This is a genomic window from Streptomyces thermoviolaceus, assembly GCF_045209695.1.
Lineage (GTDB): Bacteria > Actinomycetota > Actinomycetes > Streptomycetales > Streptomycetaceae > Streptomyces > Streptomyces thermoviolaceus.
In genome coordinates this window covers 377,026-393,783 of the sequence record NZ_CP109280.1, presented here as the reverse complement: position 1 = coordinate 393,783, position 16,758 = coordinate 377,026, and the positions used below count along the sequence as shown (strand labels likewise).

Below are 16,758 nucleotides of genomic sequence, written 5' to 3'. Positions count from 1 at the left end.
GGCCCCTGCGCCGTACGGCCGGTGCGCGGCGGCTTCGCGCGGCGAAGACGCGCCGGAGGAGACGGCCCTACCGGTCCTGACCCTGCTGCTCGGCCTGCGCCTGCTGCTCGGCGACCGCCTTGCGCACCTCGTCCATGTCCAAGTTGCGTGCCTGCGCGATCACATCGGCGAGCGCGGCCTCGGGCAGCGCGCCCGGCTGCGCGAACACGGCCACCCGGTCACGGACGATCATCAGCGTGGGGATGGACTGGATGCCGAAGGCGGCCGCCAGTTCCGGCTGTGCCTCGGTGTCCACCTTGCCGAACACCAGATCCGGGTTGTCCTGAGCCGCCTTCTCGTACACCGGGGCGAAGGAACGGCACGGACCGCACCAGGACGCCCAGAAGTCGATGAGCACGAAGTCGTTCTCCGTGACCGTCCGGTCGAAGTTCTCCTTCGTGAGCTCCACGGTGCTGGTCATGGCGCGTTCCCTCATTTCTGTCCGGGGCCATCCGGGGCCTGTCGGAATGACGAAGCCGTGGGCGGCAACACGGCCGGCGGCACGGCTATTCCGTGCGCGTGCCCCGTGTGGCCACCGCGCACACCTCGCACCAGACTGACCCCATGACGGAATCGGAAACCATCGCGTACGACGTCGTGGTGCTGGGCGCCGGACCCGTGGGGGAGAACGTGGCGGACCGCACCCGCGCGGCCGGGCTGTCCACCGCGCTCGTGGAGAGCGAGCGGGTCGGGGGCGAGTGCTCCTACTGGGCGTGCATGCCCAGCAAGGCGCTGCTGCGCCCCGTCGTCGCACGTGCCGAGGCGCGTCGCGTGCCCGGGCTGGGCCAGGCGGTGCGCGGACCGCTGGACGCCGCCGCGGTCCTCGCCCGCCGTGACGAGTACGCCTCCCACTGGCACGACGACGGCCAGGTCGCCTGGGTGGAGAGCATCGGCGCCGACCTGTACCGCGGTCACGGACGGCTGGCCGGCGAGCGCTCGGTCACGGTCACCGCGGCGGACGGCACGGTCACCACCCTGACCGCACGGCACGCGGTCGCCGTGTGCACCGGCACCCGGGCCCGGCTGCCCGAGCTGCCCGGCCTGGACGACGTTGGGCCGTGGACCAGCCGCGAGGCCACCAGCGCCCAGGAGGTGCCCGGCCGGCTGCTCGTGGTCGGCGGAGGCGTGGTCGCCGCCGAGATGGCCACCGTCTTCCAGGCCCTCGGCTCCCGGGTCACCGTCCTGGTGCGCGGCACCGGACTGCTGCCTCGCATGGAACCCTTCGCCGGGGAACTGGTCGCCGAGGCGCTCACCGAGGCGGGCGCCGACATCCGCACCGGCACCTCGGTGACGTCGGTCGGCCGGGAGAACGGCACCGTCGTGGCCGTCACCGATGCGGGCGACCGCCTGGAGGCCGACGAGATCCTCTTCGCCACCGGGCGCGCCCCGCGCACCGACGACATCGGCCTGGAGACCGTCGGACTGGAACCGGGCTCCTGGCTGACGGTGGACGACACCCTGCGGGTCGACGGCACCGACTGGCTGTACGCCTGTGGTGACGTCAACCACCGTGCCCTGCTCACCCACCAGGGCAAGTACCAGGCCCGGATCGCCGGCGACGTCATCGGGGCGCGCGCGGCGGGCCGCGCCCTGCCGCCGTCCGACCCCTGGGGGCCGCACACGGCCACCGCCGACCACCACGCCGTCCCGCAGGTCGTCTTCACCGACCCGGAGGCCGCGTCCGTCGGCCTGTCCCTCGCGGAGGCCGAACGCGCCGGCCACCGGGTGCGTGCCGTCGACGTGGATCTGACCTCGGTCGCCGGTGCCCAGCTGTACGGCGACGGCTACCGCGGCCGGGCCCGCATGGTCGTCGATCTGGACGAGGGCATCCTGCGCGGCGTCACCTTCGTCGGACCGGGGGTGGGCGAGCTGCTGCACTCGGCGACCGTCGCCGTGGCCGGCCGGGTTCCCGTGGACCGGCTGTGGCACGCGGTCCCGTCGTTCCCGACGATCAGCGAGGTGTGGCTGCGGCTGCTGGAGGCGTACCGGGGGTGACGGGCCGGGCGGGCCGACGGGCCGGCGGGCCGGCGGGTGAGTGTGCGGAGCGACGGGAGCAGCGGCCGTCGTCTTGTGCGGCCGTACGGGGGTGTGCGGAAGCGGCACGCGGAGGTGCGGAGTGTGTGCGCAGGGTGTGCGGGGAGAGGGTGTCCTGCCGCGCCGTGGGAGGCGGCCGTCGGGTCCGTGCTCGCGCGGTGCAGGGGGCGGTCGACCCCGGGCCGGTGCCCGGGCGCCTCGGGGTGAGAATAGTTGCCTGAGAAAACTAGATCCCCGAAAGGTTTCTCATGCCGCACCTCACCATCGACTACTCCGCGCAGCTGGCCGATGCTTTCGACCGGGATGCCCTGATCAAAGAACTTCACCCGCTGGTGCTGTCGGAGACCGGTTCGACGGGAGTGTGCAAGACCTTCTTCCGGCCGGCCGAGACCTACATCGGCAACGATCCCGACGAGGCGGCCGTGTTCGTGCATGCGGAGATCGGCCTCATGCCGGGCCGGTCCGAGGCGTTGAAGGCCCGCCTGTCCGACGGGGTCATGGCGCTGATCCGCAGACACCTGCCGGCCGACCGGGCCGAGAGGGCGTTCGTCTCCGTGGAGGTACGGGATCTGGCCGACTCCTACCGGCTGACCCCGACGGCACGGTCCTTGCTGCCCGACGGGCGGCCGCGCGCCGGGCAGGACGGCGGCCGCACCAGGTGTGCCGGGTCGGATCAGAGGCCGACGCCGGTCTGCGGGAGCTGACCGACGTTCACACCGGCGTACGCGCCGGCGCCCGCCTGGATGTGGATGCCGGTGCGGTCGATCTCGATGTCGGCGATCACGTTGACGCCGATGCCGGCCTGCACGTCCAGGCCGCCGGCGACGTTGTCCAGCTCGGCGTCCGAGAGCTCGGCGGTCTCGATCCGGGAGGCGGAGTTCATGAGGAGACTTCCCTTCACATCGTGGATCACAGAAGGCGGACCCGTGGTGGGGCGGTGACCCGTCACCGGTCGCACCGGGCGGACCCGTCGGGCGCAGACCTGCGGGACCGCGGCCGCCGCAGGCGTGACCGGGCCCTTGCGGGCCGGTCGGATGCTCGGGCGGTGCCTGTGATCAAAACACGGTGCGCCACGGGCTTCCAACCACGGGACGACTGCCGCACGGTGGCCGAGTGGTCACCGTGTGCGCATCCGTGCGGAAACGATCACGCGTCGGTGGCAGCTTCTTCATAACCCGGCCGCCGTCGACCCGGGTGTGCGGCCCGACGCCCGCCGGATGTGCCGCCGCGGGCGCTGTTCGGTGGTGAACTCGCGTATGCAGAGCACCGAATGCGTATGCGTTGTGCAGATATCCCACAGGCGCCTGCCGGGGATGCAGGTCACAGCCGCGCGGCCGTCCCGCAGCTGCCCGCCGCCTGAGGTGCCCCGCCCGACGTACCGGCTCACGGCCGCCCGACGTGCCCGCCGGCCGGCGGCCCCGCACCGCCCGGGGCGCGGGGCCGCCGGGCCGGTCATTCGCCCGGTGCCAGGACGTCGGCGACGACACGTGCCGCGTCGGCGAGCAGCGCCTCGTCCACCGGCGCGTCGGCGGTCTCCTTGGACGACAGCACCACCAGGACGACAGGCGTGCTCCGGGTGGTCCAGGCGACGCCCACGTCGTGGGCGCTGGCGTAGGAGCCGGTGCCGGTCTTGTCCGCGACGGTCCAGCCCTCCGGCACTCCGGCCCGGATCCGCCCGTCGCCGGTCGTGTTGCCCTTCATCCAGTCCACCAGCCGGGCACGGTCCGCGGCGGCCAGCGCGTCACCGAGGGTCAGCCGCTCCAGCAGACGGCCCAGGGCCTGCGGGGTGGTGGTGTCGCGCGGGTCGCCGGGCACGGCGGTGTTCAGGTCGGGCTCCCAGCGGTCGAGCCGGCTCACCCGGTCGCCGAGCGAACGGAAGAACCGCGTCAGCCCCGCCGGGCCGCCGATCTGACGCAGCAGCAGATTGCCGGCGGTGTTGTCGCTGTATCGGATGGCCGCCGCGCACAGGTCGTCCACCGTCATCCCGGTGTCGACGTGCTCCTCGGTGCGCGGCGAGTTCGGCAGCAGATCCGCCGGCGGGTAGGCGACGAGCCGGTCCAGCGGGGTGCAGCGGTCCTGGTCGGCCAGGACGGCCGCGGCGGCGAACGTCTTGAAGACCGAGCACATCGCGAACACCTCGTCGGCCCGGTGCGCGACGACCTGCCCGGTGCGGACGTTGCGGGCGTGCACACCGAGCCGGGCGCCGTAGCGGTCCTCCAGGGCGCCGAGCCGGTCCGCGGCCTCCTGCCGCCGGCCGGGCGCCCCCGACGCCGCGGAGGAGGAGACGACCGGGGCGAGCACGGCGGCCGAGGCGACGAGGCCCGCCTTGAGCAGGCGGCGCCGGGCCGGGGAAACAGGGCTGGTCATGACAGAGGGCTCCCAGGGTCCGTGGGACGGGAATCGGTCGTGTCGGGCCGGCTGCGACGGCAGACAGAGAACCAGCCCCGGCGCCCCGATGTCCAAGAGGAAACATTGACCGTCCCATAACACATTGATATGAGTGCGGGATGGACCTGCTGGCACACCTGGAGGCCTACGTCGCGGTCGTCGACGAGGCGAACTTCTCCCGCGCGGCCGACCGGCTCGGCATCGCCCAGCCGCTGCTCAGCCGGCGCATCAAGACGCTCGAACACCATCTCGGTGGCCAGCTCTTCGACCGCTCCCGCCGACAGGTGACCACCACCGCGTTCGGTCTGTCCCTGCTGCCGTACGCACAGGACGTGCTGGACGGCGTCCAGCGGCTGCGGCGGGCCGCGGGTGCCGCACAGCGCTCGGCGGCGCGGACCGTCGGCGTCCCCGCGGACTGCGACCCCGCGGCGCTGGCCCGGGCCATCCGGACCGGCGCCGAGCACGGCATCACCCTCGCCGTGCGCGAACTGCCGCCCCGGGAGCGGGCGGCCGGCCTGGACGACGGCTCGCTCGCCTGCGCACTGGTGCGGTGCGAACCGGAGAACGCCCCGCTGCGCACCCCGCTCGGCCTGGCCGGTGCACCACCCGCGCCACCGGACACCCCCACCCCGGCCGGCGTCCCGGTCCACCTGGAGGACCTGCGCCCCCGCCGCGGCAGCCGCGCCCCGCGGCACGCCCGGCCCGTGCTCACCCTGCCCGAGGACCAACTCCCCGCCACCCAGGACCGCCTGGCCCGAACGGCGGCACGGGCCGGACTCCCCGAGAGCCTGTTCCGCCCGGCCGCCTCGACGGCCCAGGCCCTCGCGGAGACCCTCGCCGGGCGGACCCTGCTGCTGTGCACCGAACCGTTCGCCGCACGCCACGGAGCCGTCTGGGCGCCGCTGTTCGACGAGACGCTGCACCGCGGCTACGCCGTCCGCGCGGCCCGCGGGCAGGCCGCCGTCGCGCCCGTTCCCGGCTGGCTGTCCGGCGCGCTGGCCGCGTCCGTCGGGGCCGTGCCGCACACCCCAGGGGCGGCGAACCCGCCCGAGGACCCCCGCGCACGGCTGGCGGCCCTGGGATGACCGCACAGCACACCGGCCGACCCGAGGCCCCGCGCCCCCGCCTCGTCGCCGGTGACGGCACCCTGCTGCGCACCGCCGAGGCCATCGCCGCCGACTGGGCGGCGCTCGGCATGCGCGGCTCCTTCCTCGCCCGCCGCCTCGACACCGGCGAACAGCTCGGCTTCGACATCGACGACCCGGTGCCCCTGGCCTCGGTGGTCAAGGTTCCGTTCGCCCTCGTCGTCCTCGACCGGATCGCGGCCGGCCTGCTCGACGCGGCACAGCCGGTGACCGTCGACCCCGCCACCAGCAGCGTCGGCTCCACCGGGCTCGCGGCGTTCCGGCACCCGGCGACCGTGGCCGTCGGCGACCTGCTCGCCCTGATGCTCGCGGTGAGCGACAACGCCGCCGCCGACGCGCTGTTCGACCTCGTCCCGCCCGAGGAGACCGACGCCCGGCTGCGGGAATGGGGCTGCACGGACATCCGGGTGCGGCACCGGATGCAGCGCATGTACGAGTGCGCCGCCGGCGTGTCCGGCGACGACTTCACCCTCGCCCTCGAACTCGCCGTCCGCGACGAGGCGTCGGGCCGGCACACCGTGGAGACCCTGGACCCCGCCCACGCCAACGCGGGAACCGCCCGGGGCCTCGTCGACCTGCTGCAGCGGGTGTGGCAGGACGAGATCGCCCGGCCCGCCGCGACCGCCGAGCTGCGCCGGCTGATGGCCGCACAGGTCTTCACCCACCGCCTGGCCGGCGACCTGCGCACGGACACGATCCGGGTGAGCGGCAAGACCGGCACGTTCCTGCATCTGCGGCACGACATCGGCGTCGTCGAGGCCGACTCCGGCCACCGGGTGGCCATGGCCGCGCTCACCCGCTCCGACCGCCGCGCCGCGCTCGCCCCGGACATCGACGCCGCCATCGCGGCCGCCGCCCGGCAGGCGTTCACGGTGCTGCGCGGCCGGTGACGGCCGGCCGCGGCACCGGGGGCGCGTCGCGCACCGGCGCGCCACGGTCCTGGCCGGCCGCTCACGCACGGGCACACGCCGGAGCGGACAGACGGCGCGGCCCCCCGCACGAGCCGGCATGCGCCCTCCATGCGCCCCCCGGTGTGCGAGCAGAATGCGCCGTGCCGGCGGGCAGACGGCGCACCACGCCCTGCCCACCGCCCGGACTTCCTGCGAGGAAAGGTCGGTTGCCGTGCTGCTGCGTCTGCCCACGTCCGTGTCCGAAGCCCGGCAGTGCCTCCTCGAGGGAGCCGTCCCGGTCGGCGGCGCCACCCTGGTGTGGGGCACCTGGCTGCGGGACGGCTTCCCCGACCAGGCGATGTCGCTGCGCCATGTGCCCGAGGCCAACGTCCTGGGCCCGCAGGAACTGGGCGCGGCCGTCGTGCTGCACCGGGTCGACGAGCGGGTGCCGCAGGTGCTGCGCCTCGCCGCGGCCGGCGTCGGCACCGGGGCGGTGCGCCGGGCCGCGACCGTCGGCGGCAACCTCGTCGGCAGCGCCCTGCGCTGCCTGCTGCCCGCGGCACTCGTCCTCGACGCCCGTGCGACCGTCCTCGGCACGGACGGCGTGCACGCAACCGACCTGGCCGAGGTCGTGGCCAAGGGGCCGCTGCTGCTCTCCCTGCGCTGGCCCGCCCCCGTCGCCAGCGCCTACCGCAAACTGCCCGGCGACCCGGGCGGCCCGCCGCCGCTGGTCGTCGCCTCCGCCCTGCACGCCGAGGACGAGGGGCGGCTGCGGCTGCGCATCGCCGTCCGCGACGGCTACGACGTCATCAGCACGAGCGTCCGGTGCGGCCCCGACGTCCTCCACACCCTCGACGCGCTGCGGGCCACCGAACTCCGCGACGCCCCCGTCGAGGCCTGGCGGATCGCCGGAGACCAGATCGCCGGGCTGCTCGGCCGCCCCGGCGACCGCTGACCCGCACGGGCCGGCCGGGCGCAGTGCGGGTCACCGGGCCAGGCGCGCCGCGGTCACCCGGAGGAACCGCCGCCGCCGTCGCTGGACGGCGCGGATCGGCTCCGGACCCTACGGTGGTCCCATGGCAGTGATCAGCGGTTCGCGGCGCGCGGCGCGGGCACGGGCCGGCCGCCGGGACGTGCTGAGTTCGCTCGTGCTCTTCGTCCTGTCCGTCCTGGCCGCCTCGGTGGTCCCGCACGAGCACCGCTTCGAGGTGCGGTGGGCCGCGGTCGTCGTCGCCGGGATCGGCTGCGCGTCCCTGCTGTGGCGCCGCCGGCACCCGTGCGGCGTCCTGCTGGTCGCCGTCGGCTGCGGGGTGATGTTCCAGGCGCTCGGAGTCCGCGAGAGCCCCCTGGTGACCAGCCCCGTCATCGTGTCCGTCTACACCGTGGCCGCGGCGACCGACCGGCGCACCGCCTGGACCGCGGCCGCCGGATCGGCCGCCGTGCTCGTCGGGGCCGCCGTGGCCTTCGACTCCGGCTCCTGGCTGTCCCCGGACAACGCGGCGATGCTCGCCTGGACGGCACTGCCCGCCGCCGTCGGCGACGGCGTGCGCTCCCGCCGGGCCTATGTGGCCGCCGTCGAGGAACGCGCGGAGCACGCCGAACGCACCCGGGAGGAGGAGGCCCGGCAGCGGGTCGCCGCCGAACGGGTGCGCATCGCCCGCGAACTGCACGACGTGGTCGCCCACCACATCGCCCTGATCAACGCTCAGGCCGGGGTCGCCGTCCACCTGGTGGACCAGCGGCCCGAGCAGATCCTCGCCGCGCTGAAGGACATCCGGGAGACGAGCCGGTCGGCGCTGGACGAACTCCGGGTCACCGTCGGGCTGTTGCGGCAGTCCGACGACCCGGAGGCGCCCCGGGACCCCATCCCGGGGCTGGCCCAGGTACCGGCCCTGCTGACCTCGTTCGAACGGGTCGGACTGGTCGTGACCCACACGGTGCACGGAACCGAACGGACACCGACCCCGGCCGTGGGCCTGGCCGCGTACCGCATCATCCAGGAGGCCCTGACCAACGTGCGCAAACACGCCGGCGCGGACCACGCCCGGCTGACCCTGCACTATCGCCCCGAGTGGCTGACGATCACCGTGGAGGACGACGGGCGGGCCGAGCGGCACGAGCCGCAGCCGGGCACCGGGCACGGGCTGATCGGCATGCGCGAGCGGGCCGCCAGCGTCGGCGGACGGCTCACCACGCGGGCCCGCCCCGGCGGCGGTTTCACGGTGACCGCCGAGCTGCCGCTGCGGCCCGGCACCGGCCCGGACGAGCCGCAGTGGCACGGCCCCGAGTCCCGCACATCGCCGAAAGAGGACGACCATGACCGTGCGCGTGCTGCTCGCCGATGACCAGGCCCTGCTCCGGGGCACGTTCAAGATGCTGTTCGACTCCACCGAGGGCATGGAGACCGTGGGCGAGGCGTCCGACGGCCGCGAGGCGGTGGAACTGGCGAAGGAACGCCACCCGGACGTCATCCTGATGGACATCCGGATGCCGGAGCTGGACGGGCTCGCCGCCACCCGGATGATCAGCGAGGACGAGGACCTCGCCGGGGTGAAGGTGCTCATCCTGACCACCTTCGAGGACGACGAGTACGTCGCCGAGGCGCTGCGGGCCGGGGCGAGCGGCTTCCTCGGCAAGGGCGCCAGCCCCGGGGAGCTGCTGGACGCGGTGCGGACGGTCGCCGAGGGCGAGGCGCTGCTGTCCCCGCGCGCCACCCGGGCGCTGATCACCCGCTTCCTCGCCCAGCCCGAGCCGTGCACGGCCGCCGTGCACGAACGGCTCGAGTGCCTGACCCCGAGGGAACGCGACGTGATGCGCCTGGTCGCGCTGGGCCTGTCCAACGACGAGATCGCCGAACGGCTCTTCGTCAGTCCGCTGACCGCGAAGACCCACGTCAACCGCGCCATGGCCAAACTCGGCGCCCGGGACAGGGCCCAGCTCGTGGTCATCGCCTACCAGTGCGGCCTGGTCAGCGCGGCGCAGGAACCGGTCACACCGTCCCGCACACCCTGACCGCACACCTCGACCGGAACACCCTGACGTGCGCACCTCGACCCGAACACCCTGAGCGATCAGCCGTCGGTCGGTCCGACGGCCGCCGGTGTGCCGGGACACGGCAGGTCGCCGCCCGTTCGTGCGCACGCGCGCGGTCATCCGTCCGTGTGCACGTGCGGTCCCGCCCGTCTGCGCGGACGCGCGGCCCCCGTCCAGCCGCACGCGCGGTCCTGTCCGGGTGTACCCGGCGGGGCCCGTCCCGGTCGTAGCGCACGGCGCCGGGTACCACGACCGCAGTAGCCCGGGAACGCTGCGCGGGGACGACGCGCGACGCCCCCGTCCTGGGCCAAGCTGGGAGCACGGTCGGAGCCTCGCACCGGATCCGGTGCCGGGCCCCGCCCGCACAGACCGGTCCACGGCTGCGGACGACGCGGCGTGGCACACGTGCGTCGCCGGCTCTCGCCCGCTCCGGGCGGTGGCCCCGCGCAGAAGGGACGCCGACATGACCACCTCCGTCACCCCCCTGCAGACCACCACGGAGTGCCGCACGGTCCACGACCTGCTGGCGGGACACGCGCTGAACGTGCTCGCGCCGGAGGAGGCCGCCCCGGTCAGCGCCCACCTCGCCCTGTGCGCCGCCTGCCGCGACGAGCACGACTGCCTCGCCGCCGTGGCGGCCCACCTGTCCACGCTGCGCGCCGCGCTGGCCGGCGAGACGAACGGACGGCACTCCGGCCCGGTCGCACGCCCCCGCATCCCCCGTCGGCGACACTGCGGGAACGGTGCGGGCCGGGGCGGCAGCCTGGTCTCCTCCCTCACGCTCTCCCAGTGGGTCAGCAGGCTCGCGTACGTCCGGTGACCACACCGCCCCACAGCGCGGAGTGCAGCAGCGCCCGGCCCGGTACCGCGGTGTGCGGTGGCATCCACCGCCCCGCACGCACCGCCCACCACCGCACACCGCGCCCGCCGTACCGCCCGCCGAAGTCGCTCCCGACGCAACGGCGGGCGGTCACGCGGCGTCGCCGTCGGCACAGGCGTGGGGAGCGTCGGCGCGCGGCCCGGAACGGCTCACGGCCGGGGGTCGACCCGGTGCCATCGCGGGCGCGCGTCCGCTCCGCGTCGCCCGGCCACAACGGCACAACGCCGGCACACCCGGCGCACACGGTCGGCCGCGCCACCGGACTCCGGGAGCACGTCGGGCCAGCCGACGTGCGGGAACCGTCCGAGCTGCGAGCGGCTGAGCGACAGCCCGCACACGGTCTCGTTCCGGCCGGGTTCCCAGGCATGGACCTCACCGGCCGGCAGCCGCCGCCGACCGTCCTCCTCGTCGGTCCACTGCCCGGAGGAGGCCACCGCGTACCGCTTGCCGCGCGTCATGGCGCGGCACCAGCCGTACCGGTCACCGTCGGTTCCCCCTTCCCTCCGCCTGGGAGCGGGGCAGGGAGCGGCATCGGCGTGACGGCCGGGGCGGACGGCGGCGTGCCGCTGCCCGGGGCCGAAACCGCCGCGGGCCGCCAACGCGTCGGCCACCGCACCGGTGGTGAAGGCGTACACGCTCTTGTGCAGCAGATCCACGACGAGGTCCCGACGCGGCCAGGTGCCGGGCGGGGCACCGACGCCGGTCGCGTTCTCCAGGATCTGGTCGTTGGTGACGCGGACGACGGTGAACGCGGCCGAGGCGATCGGTCCGCGCAGCCCGGAGTGGGCCATCACGGACCGCAGGACGCCGAGCAGGGCGCCCTGGCCGTAGTGCATGGCCCAGTTGACCGCCGTCGGCTGGGCACCGGGGTGCTCGGGCAGGCCGGTCAGCCGCTGGAGCACCCGCGCGGGCACATGCGAATCGGGCCGGCCGGTGACGGCCTGCTCGATCTTCTCGCTGAGCACCATCACGACTCCTCCGGCAATCCCGGCGAGCAGTCCCTGCCACAGTGCACGTGTGAACATGGTGCGTCGGGTACCCGCCACGGCCGACACTCACCCGCACCCCACGGCCGGCACGCACACGTGTGCCGGCGGTGGCACGGTGCGCGGGCCGTACGGTCGCACGCCCTCCACGCGCGCCCTTCGGCACCTCGCGGACACCGGCAGGGACCTCTGCGGATCCCCGTGCCCGGCCTTCGCCGCTTCCCGCTCACGGACGGCCGTGGCCGGACCTCGCCGCGGGCCGCGCGTGTCGGCCGTGCGACGCCTGCCCGTTGCTGTGCGGCCGGCGCAGACGTATCTCGACCTGCCCGTCGTCGGTGACTCGGGTGTCGAAGGCCGGCTGGGGTGCGGTGGCCGGGCCGCGGACGTTCCAGCCGTCGGAGAGCCGGAAGACACTGCCGTGCCAGGGGCACCGGACACATCCGTCGCTCACCGTGCCTTCGGCGAGGGGGCCGGCGAGGTGGCTGCATCGCTCGGCGAGGGCGTGCACGGCCCCGCCGGACTCCCGGACGATCAGGACCGGGAGGTCGTTCACGCTGCGCCGCACGGGCTCGCCGACCGGGAAGTCCGCCATGGGTCCGACCCGGTGCCAGCCCTCGGTGACGACGTGCGGGACCTCCTCGGCGTGGTTCGCCCCGGACGCCTGGCGGTAGGCCAGATGACCGCCCAGCAACCCGCCGGCCGCGACCGCCGTCAGCCCGAGGAAACCGTAGGCGCGTCCCGCCGCACGCCGTCCCCGGACACGGCAGGTCAGCGAGGCGGCGTACAGGCCGACGGCGGCCGAGTTGGCCAGGGCGTGCACCAGTCCGACCCGCTGCTGTTCCCGGTGCAGGTCCGCCCAGTCGACCCAGCCCGTGAGCGCGGCCGGAGCGGCGGAGGCCAGGCCGACGCCGACCAGCACACCCGCGCCACGGGAACGCCCCGGGTACAGGTCCAGTACCGCTGCCGACAGCCAGCTGCCGACCGGCACCTGCACCATCAGCGGATGCACCGGGTGTCCCAGCCACCTGCCGTGCAACAGGTCCCGCCTGTCGCCCAGCGGCAGGCGCCGGATCCCCTTGCGGAGCGCCTCGATCACCGCGTCGGCCCGCGGCTCGCGCTCCAGACGGTCCAGCAGCCACACGATGCGGTTCTGCCGCACGAGGGGGCGGCTCGGTGTGGTCCTCATGGTCGGCTGAGTCCCCAGCCGGGCGCACGGCAAACGGACAGACGGCCTCGCACATGGAACAGACGGCGCACACGGAACAGACGGCCCCGCACACGGAACAGACGGCCCCGCACACGGAACCAAAACCCCCGCGCAGCACCGGCCGACGAGCCGTGCGCGGCACCTGCCGCCGCACCGTGCGGCCGTCCGCAGTGCTTGCCCCCGGCCTCGACGGGAACCTGCCCCGGTGAGCGACCCGGGCGGCCGGCATCACACCCGCCCAGCCGACCCGCCGACCCCGTTGATCCCACCGGTCCCGGAAGGTGCAGCGACCATGTCCACGAAGGTTTCCGACCATGTCCTCGAACGGCTGCGCACCTGGGGGGTGGAGCATGTCTTCGGCTACCCCGGCGACGGCATCAACGGGTTGCTCGCCGCCTGGGGACGGGCCGGCGACGACCCCCGGTTCGTCCAGGCGCGGCACGAGGAGATGGCCGCCTTCGAAGCGGTCGGCTACGCCAAGTTCTCCGGCCGGGTGGGTGTGTGCACCGCGACCTCCGGGCCCGGCGCCATCCACCTGCTCAACGGGCTGTACGACGCCAAGCTCGACCATGTGCCGGTCGTCGCGATCGTCGGGCAGACCGACCGCAGCGCCATGGGCGGCTCCTACCAGCAGGAGGTCGACCTGCTGAGCCTGTACAAGGACGTCGCCTCCGACTTCGTCGAGATGGTCACCGTCCCCGAACAGCTCCCCAATGTGCTGGACCGCGCCCTGCGCACCGCCCTGGCCCGCCGCACGGTGTGCGCCGTGATCATCCCCGCCGATGTGCAGGAACTCGACTACACGCCGCCCGGGCACGCCTTCAAGATGGTTCCCTCCAGCCTGGGCATGCCGCACTACGCGCCGGTGCCCGCCGACGAGGAACTCGCCCGCGCCGCCGAGGTGCTCAATGCCGGAGAGAAGGTCGCGATCCTCGTCGGACAGGGTGCCCGCGGGGCCCGCGAGGAGGTCATGGAGGTCGCCGAACGGCTCGGCGCGGGTGTCGCCAAGGCACTGCTCGGCAAGGACGCCCTCGACGACGACCTGCCCTATGTCACGGGTGCCATCGGCCTGCTCGGCACCCGGCCCTCCTACGAGCTGATGACCGGCTGCGACACCCTCCTCGTCGTCGGCTCCTCCTTCCCGTACACGCAGTTCCTGCCGGAGTTCGGCAGCGCACGGGCGGTGCAGATCGACATCGACCCGCACATGGTCGGCCTGCGGTATCCGTTCGAGGTCAATCTCGTCGGCGACGCCCGCGAGACCCTCCGGCGGCTGCTGCCGCTGCTGACACCGGTCACGGACCGCGGCTGGCGGCAGAAGATCGAGCAGGGTGTCTCGCGCTGGTGGGAGGTCATGGAACGGCGCGCCGCCGTCGACGCCGACCCGGTCAACCCCGAGCACGTGGTGCACGCCCTGAACGACCTGCTGCCCGAGAACGTCGTCATCGCCGCCGACTCCGGCTCCGCGGCCAACTGGTACGCCCGCCACCTGAGACTGCGCGGCGCCATGCGGGGCTCGCTGTCCGGCACCCTCGCCACCATGGGACCCGGTGTCCCGTACGTGATCGGCGCCAAGTTCGCCCACCCCGGCCGGCCGGTGATCGCACTGGTCGGCGACGGCGCGATGCAGATGAACGGCCTGGCCGAGCTGATCACCGTCCACAAGTACTGGCGTGAGTGGCAGGACCCGCGGATGGTCGTGGCCGTCCTGAACAACCGGGACCTCAACCAGGTCACCTGGGAGATGCGCGCCATGACCGGTGCCCCGCAGTTCCTGCCCTCCCAGTCCCTCCCCGACGTCGACTACGCCGGCTTCGCCCGCTCCCTCGGTCTGAACGGCCTGAGGATCGACGATCCGCAGGACGTGCGCGGAGCCTGGGAGACGGCGCTGAGCAGCGACACACCCTGCGTGCTGGATTTCGTCACCGACCCGGCGGTGCCGCCCGTCCCGCCGCACGCCACCCTCGGCCAGATCGAGGCCGCGGCCACATCCGTCCTCAAGGGCGACAGCGACCGGGCCGCCATGGTCCGCCAGGGATTCAAGGCCAAGGTGCAGGAATTCCTGCCCGGCAGCCGCCACCGCGCGGACCACCGCCGAGAGGCAGGCGGCCGGTGAACCACCCGCTGCCGCAGGCGAGCGCCGTCCTCCTCGTCAGTCCGGACCCGGTGGCCGGCGCCACCGAGTGAGGAGCCCACCGTCATGGCCGAGACCGTCGTCATCACCGGCGCCAGCGCCGGCATCGGCCGCGCGACCGCCCGCCTGTACGGCGGACGCGGCGCGGACGTCGTCCTGCTCGCCCGAGGCCGGGCCGGACTGGAGGCCGCCGCGCAGGAGGTCCGGGCCCTCGGCGGACGCCCCCTGGTCCGGATCACCGACACCGCCGACGCCGGGCAGGTCGAGGCCGCCGCGGACGCTGCCGAGCAGGTCTTCGGACCGATCGACGTGTGGATCAACTGCGCCTTCAGCAGCGTTTTCGCACCCTTCGACGAGATCACCGCCGAGGAGTACGACCGGGTCACACAGGTGACGTATCTCGGCTTCGTCAACGGCACCCGGGCGGCGCTGCGGCGGATGCTGCCGCGCGACCGGGGCACCGTCGTCCAGGTGGGTTCGGCGCTCGGCGAGCGGTCCGTCCCCTTGCAATCGGCGTACTGCGGTGCCAAGCACGCCATCAACGGCTTCACCTCCGCGCTGCGCACCGAGTTGCTGCACCGCGGCAGCCATGTGCGGGTGACGGTGGTCCAGATGCCCGCCGTCAACACGCCGCAGTTCTCCTGGGTACGCTCGCGCCTGCCCCGGCACCCGCAGCCCGTGCCGCCGGTCTACCAGCCGGAGGTCGCCGCTCGCGGCGTCGTGCACGCCGCCGACCACCCCCGGCGCAAGCAGTACTACCTCGGCGGTAGCACGGCGGCCACCATCTGGGCCAACCGGTTCTTCCCGGCCCTGCTCGACCGCTACCTGGCCCGTAGCGGCTACGACTCCCAGCAGACCGATCTCAGGCCGCCCAGCGGGGTCAGCAACCTGTTCGAACCGGCGGACCGGGCGGAGGGCGCCGATCACGGGGCCCACGGGATCTTCGACGACCGGGCACACGACCGTTCCCTGGAGGCGGCCCTGGCCCGCCACCCCCTGGGTGTGTCCTCCGCGCTCGCCGCGGCCGCAGGCGCCGCCGCGACGGCCAAGGCCGTCCTGGGCCGGCGCAGCCGCACGTCCGGCGCCTGAGGGACACACCCGACCGGCGCCGGGACGCCGCTGGGCACCACCGGCGGCCGCGCGACCCGCACCGTGGTCGCCCGCACACAAAGTCCCGCGGCGAGTGGACCCGGACCCCCACCGGCGCGCCGGGGCCCGGCGCGCGCAGCGCCGGCGGTCCGGCAGCCCGGTTCCCGGCACGGTGGGGCACCTCGTCGTACGTCCGGCCCGCCTGGATCCGGCCCGTGGGGATCGGGCCGACCGGTGCCCGGCCTCCGGCCCGTGCGGATCGGCCGGCCGGGCGTCCGAGGCCGGCTCCTGCCAGCCGTGCACACCGGCCGAAGCGACACGCCCGAATGGCCGCCGCAGGTACCCGGGGAGACCATGAAGGAGCGGGGCCAGGCCCCCGCCGCTTCGCGTGCCACCCGCCCGCAGACGGAGACCCGGTCCCGGCCGCAGCCATCACGGCCGGAAGGAGAACACCGTCATGCTGGAAGTCAAGACGGTCGACAAGCCGGACGAGCGGCGCGACTTCCCCCGCGGCCACCTCGAAGCGGTGCACCTGAGCGGACTGGACTTCGCGATCGGCACGTTCGAACCGGGCTGGCGCTGGTCGGAGTCGGTCGCGTCGATCGCCGGCACCCCGAACTGCCGGGTCCACCACACCGGGTTCGTCGTCCAGGGGCGGATGCGCCTCGCCATGGAGGACGGCGCGGAGGCGGAGATCGGCCCCGGCGACGTCTTCGTCTGCTCGCCCGGACACGACGCCTGGGTCGTGGGCGACGAACAGGTCGTCGTGTACGACTTCGCCGGGACCATGGCCAACGAGTACGCACGACCCCGTGAGTGAGGAGCGGAGCACGGCACGGACGCGCGCACTTCGGCCGGGGACACCGCGGTGCTGGACCTCGGGCAGAACAGGGTGGGTGTGCCGCGCTCCACCCTGCGCGGCCCGGCCGGAGT

At 74.4% G+C, this 16,758-nt stretch carries 16 protein-coding genes; 11 read left to right on the top strand and 5 right to left on the bottom strand.

Annotation, left to right across the window (positions count from 1 at the left end; genetic code table 11):
* Positions 1-67 precede the first annotated feature (67 nt).
* On the bottom strand, positions 68-460 hold the full coding sequence (gene trxA / locus OG899_RS01790) for a thioredoxin (protein WP_125497724.1): 393 nt from the start codon (positions 458-460) through the stop codon (positions 68-70).
* A gap of 143 nt (positions 461-603) precedes the next feature.
* Here trxA and OG899_RS01785 point away from each other — a divergent pair, with 143 nt between their 5' ends.
* Together OG899_RS01785 and OG899_RS01780 are read left to right on the top strand one after the other, a co-directional pair.
* Entirely contained in the window at positions 604-2,034 is a 1,431-nt protein-coding gene (locus OG899_RS01785) for an NAD(P)/FAD-dependent oxidoreductase (RefSeq protein WP_168130966.1), read from the top strand.
* Positions 2,035-2,321: 287 nt separating this feature from the next.
* A complete protein-coding gene (locus OG899_RS01780; protein WP_125497722.1) occupies positions 2,322-2,777 on the top strand; it encodes a 5-carboxymethyl-2-hydroxymuconate Delta-isomerase in 456 nt (151 codons plus the stop codon).
* Here the strand turns inward: OG899_RS01780 and OG899_RS01775 are convergent.
* Complete coding sequence (locus OG899_RS01775) at positions 2,747-2,956, bottom strand: type A2 lantipeptide (RefSeq protein WP_185867837.1); 210 nt, start codon at positions 2,954-2,956, stop codon at positions 2,747-2,749. The two genes, OG899_RS01780 and OG899_RS01775, sit on opposite strands and share 31 nt — an antisense overlap.
* A gap of 569 nt (positions 2,957-3,525) precedes the next feature.
* The gene (bla, locus tag OG899_RS01770; RefSeq protein WP_168130967.1) at positions 3,526-4,440 is read right to left on the bottom strand and encodes a class A beta-lactamase; all 915 of its coding nucleotides are present in this window, start codon (positions 4,438-4,440) and stop codon (positions 3,526-3,528) included.
* A gap of 140 nt (positions 4,441-4,580) precedes the next feature.
* On the opposite strand from bla, the gene OG899_RS01765 reads away from it, so the two are divergent.
* The 6 genes from OG899_RS01765 (at position 4,581) to OG899_RS01740 (ending at position 10,349) form a co-directional block, all read left to right on the top strand.
* A complete protein-coding gene (locus OG899_RS01765) occupies positions 4,581-5,546 on the top strand; it encodes a LysR family transcriptional regulator (protein WP_125497720.1) in 966 nt (321 codons plus the stop codon).
* Positions 5,543-6,496 (top strand): serine hydrolase, encoded by a 954-nt coding sequence (locus tag OG899_RS01760; RefSeq protein ID WP_168130968.1) that lies wholly within the window; start codon positions 5,543-5,545, stop codon positions 6,494-6,496. Before OG899_RS01765 ends, OG899_RS01760 begins: the two co-directional genes overlap by 4 nt.
* Positions 6,497-6,728: 232 nt before the next feature.
* Entirely contained in the window at positions 6,729-7,451 is a 723-nt protein-coding gene (locus OG899_RS01755; protein WP_168130969.1) for an FAD binding domain-containing protein, read from the top strand.
* 121 nt (positions 7,452-7,572) lie between these two features.
* Positions 7,573-8,841, top strand: a complete 1,269-nt coding sequence (locus OG899_RS01750) for a sensor histidine kinase (RefSeq protein ID WP_125497717.1) — start codon at positions 7,573-7,575, stop codon at positions 8,839-8,841.
* Complete coding sequence (locus OG899_RS01745) at positions 8,813-9,508, top strand: response regulator transcription factor (protein WP_125497716.1); 696 nt, start codon at positions 8,813-8,815, stop codon at positions 9,506-9,508. The genes OG899_RS01750 and OG899_RS01745 overlap by 29 nt, the downstream gene beginning before the upstream one ends.
* A 484-nt stretch (positions 9,509-9,992) precedes the next feature.
* Entirely contained in the window at positions 9,993-10,349 is a 357-nt protein-coding gene (locus tag OG899_RS01740) for a zf-HC2 domain-containing protein (RefSeq protein ID WP_125497715.1), read from the top strand.
* A gap of 209 nt (positions 10,350-10,558) precedes the next feature.
* Here OG899_RS01740 and OG899_RS01735 read toward each other — a convergent pair whose 3' ends face one another.
* Both OG899_RS01735 and OG899_RS01730 read right to left on the bottom strand, forming a co-directional pair.
* Positions 10,559-10,867, bottom strand: a complete 309-nt coding sequence (locus OG899_RS01735; RefSeq protein ID WP_125497752.1) for a hypothetical protein — start codon at positions 10,865-10,867, stop codon at positions 10,559-10,561.
* Between the two features lie 754 nt (positions 10,868-11,621).
* Positions 11,622-12,581 carry a Rieske (2Fe-2S) protein gene (locus OG899_RS01730; RefSeq protein ID WP_189343408.1) on the bottom strand — a complete coding sequence of 320 codons (960 nt, stop codon included), beginning with the start codon at positions 12,579-12,581 and terminating at the stop codon, positions 11,622-11,624.
* Between the two features lie 313 nt (positions 12,582-12,894).
* Between OG899_RS01730 and OG899_RS01725 the strand changes: the two genes are divergently transcribed.
* From OG899_RS01725 to OG899_RS01715, 3 genes are all read left to right on the top strand, one after another.
* Positions 12,895-14,718, top strand: coding sequence for a thiamine pyrophosphate-requiring protein (locus OG899_RS01725; protein ID WP_125497714.1), 1,824 nt, complete (start codon positions 12,895-12,897; stop codon positions 14,716-14,718).
* Between the two features lie 84 nt (positions 14,719-14,802).
* Positions 14,803-15,825, top strand: a complete 1,023-nt coding sequence (locus tag OG899_RS01720) for an SDR family oxidoreductase (RefSeq protein ID WP_125497713.1) — start codon at positions 14,803-14,805, stop codon at positions 15,823-15,825.
* A 457-nt stretch (positions 15,826-16,282) separates the two neighbouring features.
* Complete coding sequence (locus OG899_RS01715) at positions 16,283-16,645, top strand: cupin domain-containing protein (RefSeq protein WP_125497712.1); 363 nt, start codon at positions 16,283-16,285, stop codon at positions 16,643-16,645.
* Positions 16,646-16,758: the final 113 nt, after the last annotated feature.

What these genes read in the sequence shown, in the direction of transcription:
- OG899_RS01775 (WP_185867837.1), bottom strand. Translation starts at nt 2,956, where the DNA reads ATGAACTCCGCCTCCCGGATCGAGACCGCCGAGCTCTCGGACGCCGAG.
- OG899_RS01715 (WP_125497712.1), top strand. Translation starts at nt 16,283, where the DNA reads ATGCTGGAAGTCAAGACGGTCGACAAGCCGGACGAGCGGCGCGACTTC.
- OG899_RS01730 (WP_189343408.1), bottom strand. Translation starts at nt 12,581, where the DNA reads ATGAGGACCACACCGAGCCGCCCCCTCGTGCGGCAGAACCGCATCGTG.
- OG899_RS01750 (WP_125497717.1), top strand. Translation starts at nt 7,573, where the DNA reads ATGGCAGTGATCAGCGGTTCGCGGCGCGCGGCGCGGGCACGGGCCGGC.
- OG899_RS01780 (WP_125497722.1), top strand. Translation starts at nt 2,322, where the DNA reads ATGCCGCACCTCACCATCGACTACTCCGCGCAGCTGGCCGATGCTTTC.
- OG899_RS01735 (WP_125497752.1), bottom strand. Translation starts at nt 10,867, where the DNA reads ATGACGCGCGGCAAGCGGTACGCGGTGGCCTCCTCCGGGCAGTGGACC.
- OG899_RS01785 (WP_168130966.1), top strand. Translation starts at nt 604, where the DNA reads ATGACGGAATCGGAAACCATCGCGTACGACGTCGTGGTGCTGGGCGCC.
- OG899_RS01745 (WP_125497716.1), top strand. Translation starts at nt 8,813, where the DNA reads ATGACCGTGCGCGTGCTGCTCGCCGATGACCAGGCCCTGCTCCGGGGC.
- OG899_RS01760 (WP_168130968.1), top strand. Translation starts at nt 5,543, where the DNA reads ATGACCGCACAGCACACCGGCCGACCCGAGGCCCCGCGCCCCCGCCTC.
- OG899_RS01720 (WP_125497713.1), top strand. Translation starts at nt 14,803, where the DNA reads ATGGCCGAGACCGTCGTCATCACCGGCGCCAGCGCCGGCATCGGCCGC.
- OG899_RS01765 (WP_125497720.1), top strand. Translation starts at nt 4,581, where the DNA reads ATGGACCTGCTGGCACACCTGGAGGCCTACGTCGCGGTCGTCGACGAG.
- OG899_RS01740 (WP_125497715.1), top strand. Translation starts at nt 9,993, where the DNA reads ATGACCACCTCCGTCACCCCCCTGCAGACCACCACGGAGTGCCGCACG.
- bla (WP_168130967.1), bottom strand. Translation starts at nt 4,440, where the DNA reads ATGACCAGCCCTGTTTCCCCGGCCCGGCGCCGCCTGCTCAAGGCGGGC.
- OG899_RS01725 (WP_125497714.1), top strand. Translation starts at nt 12,895, where the DNA reads ATGTCCACGAAGGTTTCCGACCATGTCCTCGAACGGCTGCGCACCTGG.
- trxA (WP_125497724.1), bottom strand. Translation starts at nt 460, where the DNA reads ATGACCAGCACCGTGGAGCTCACGAAGGAGAACTTCGACCGGACGGTC.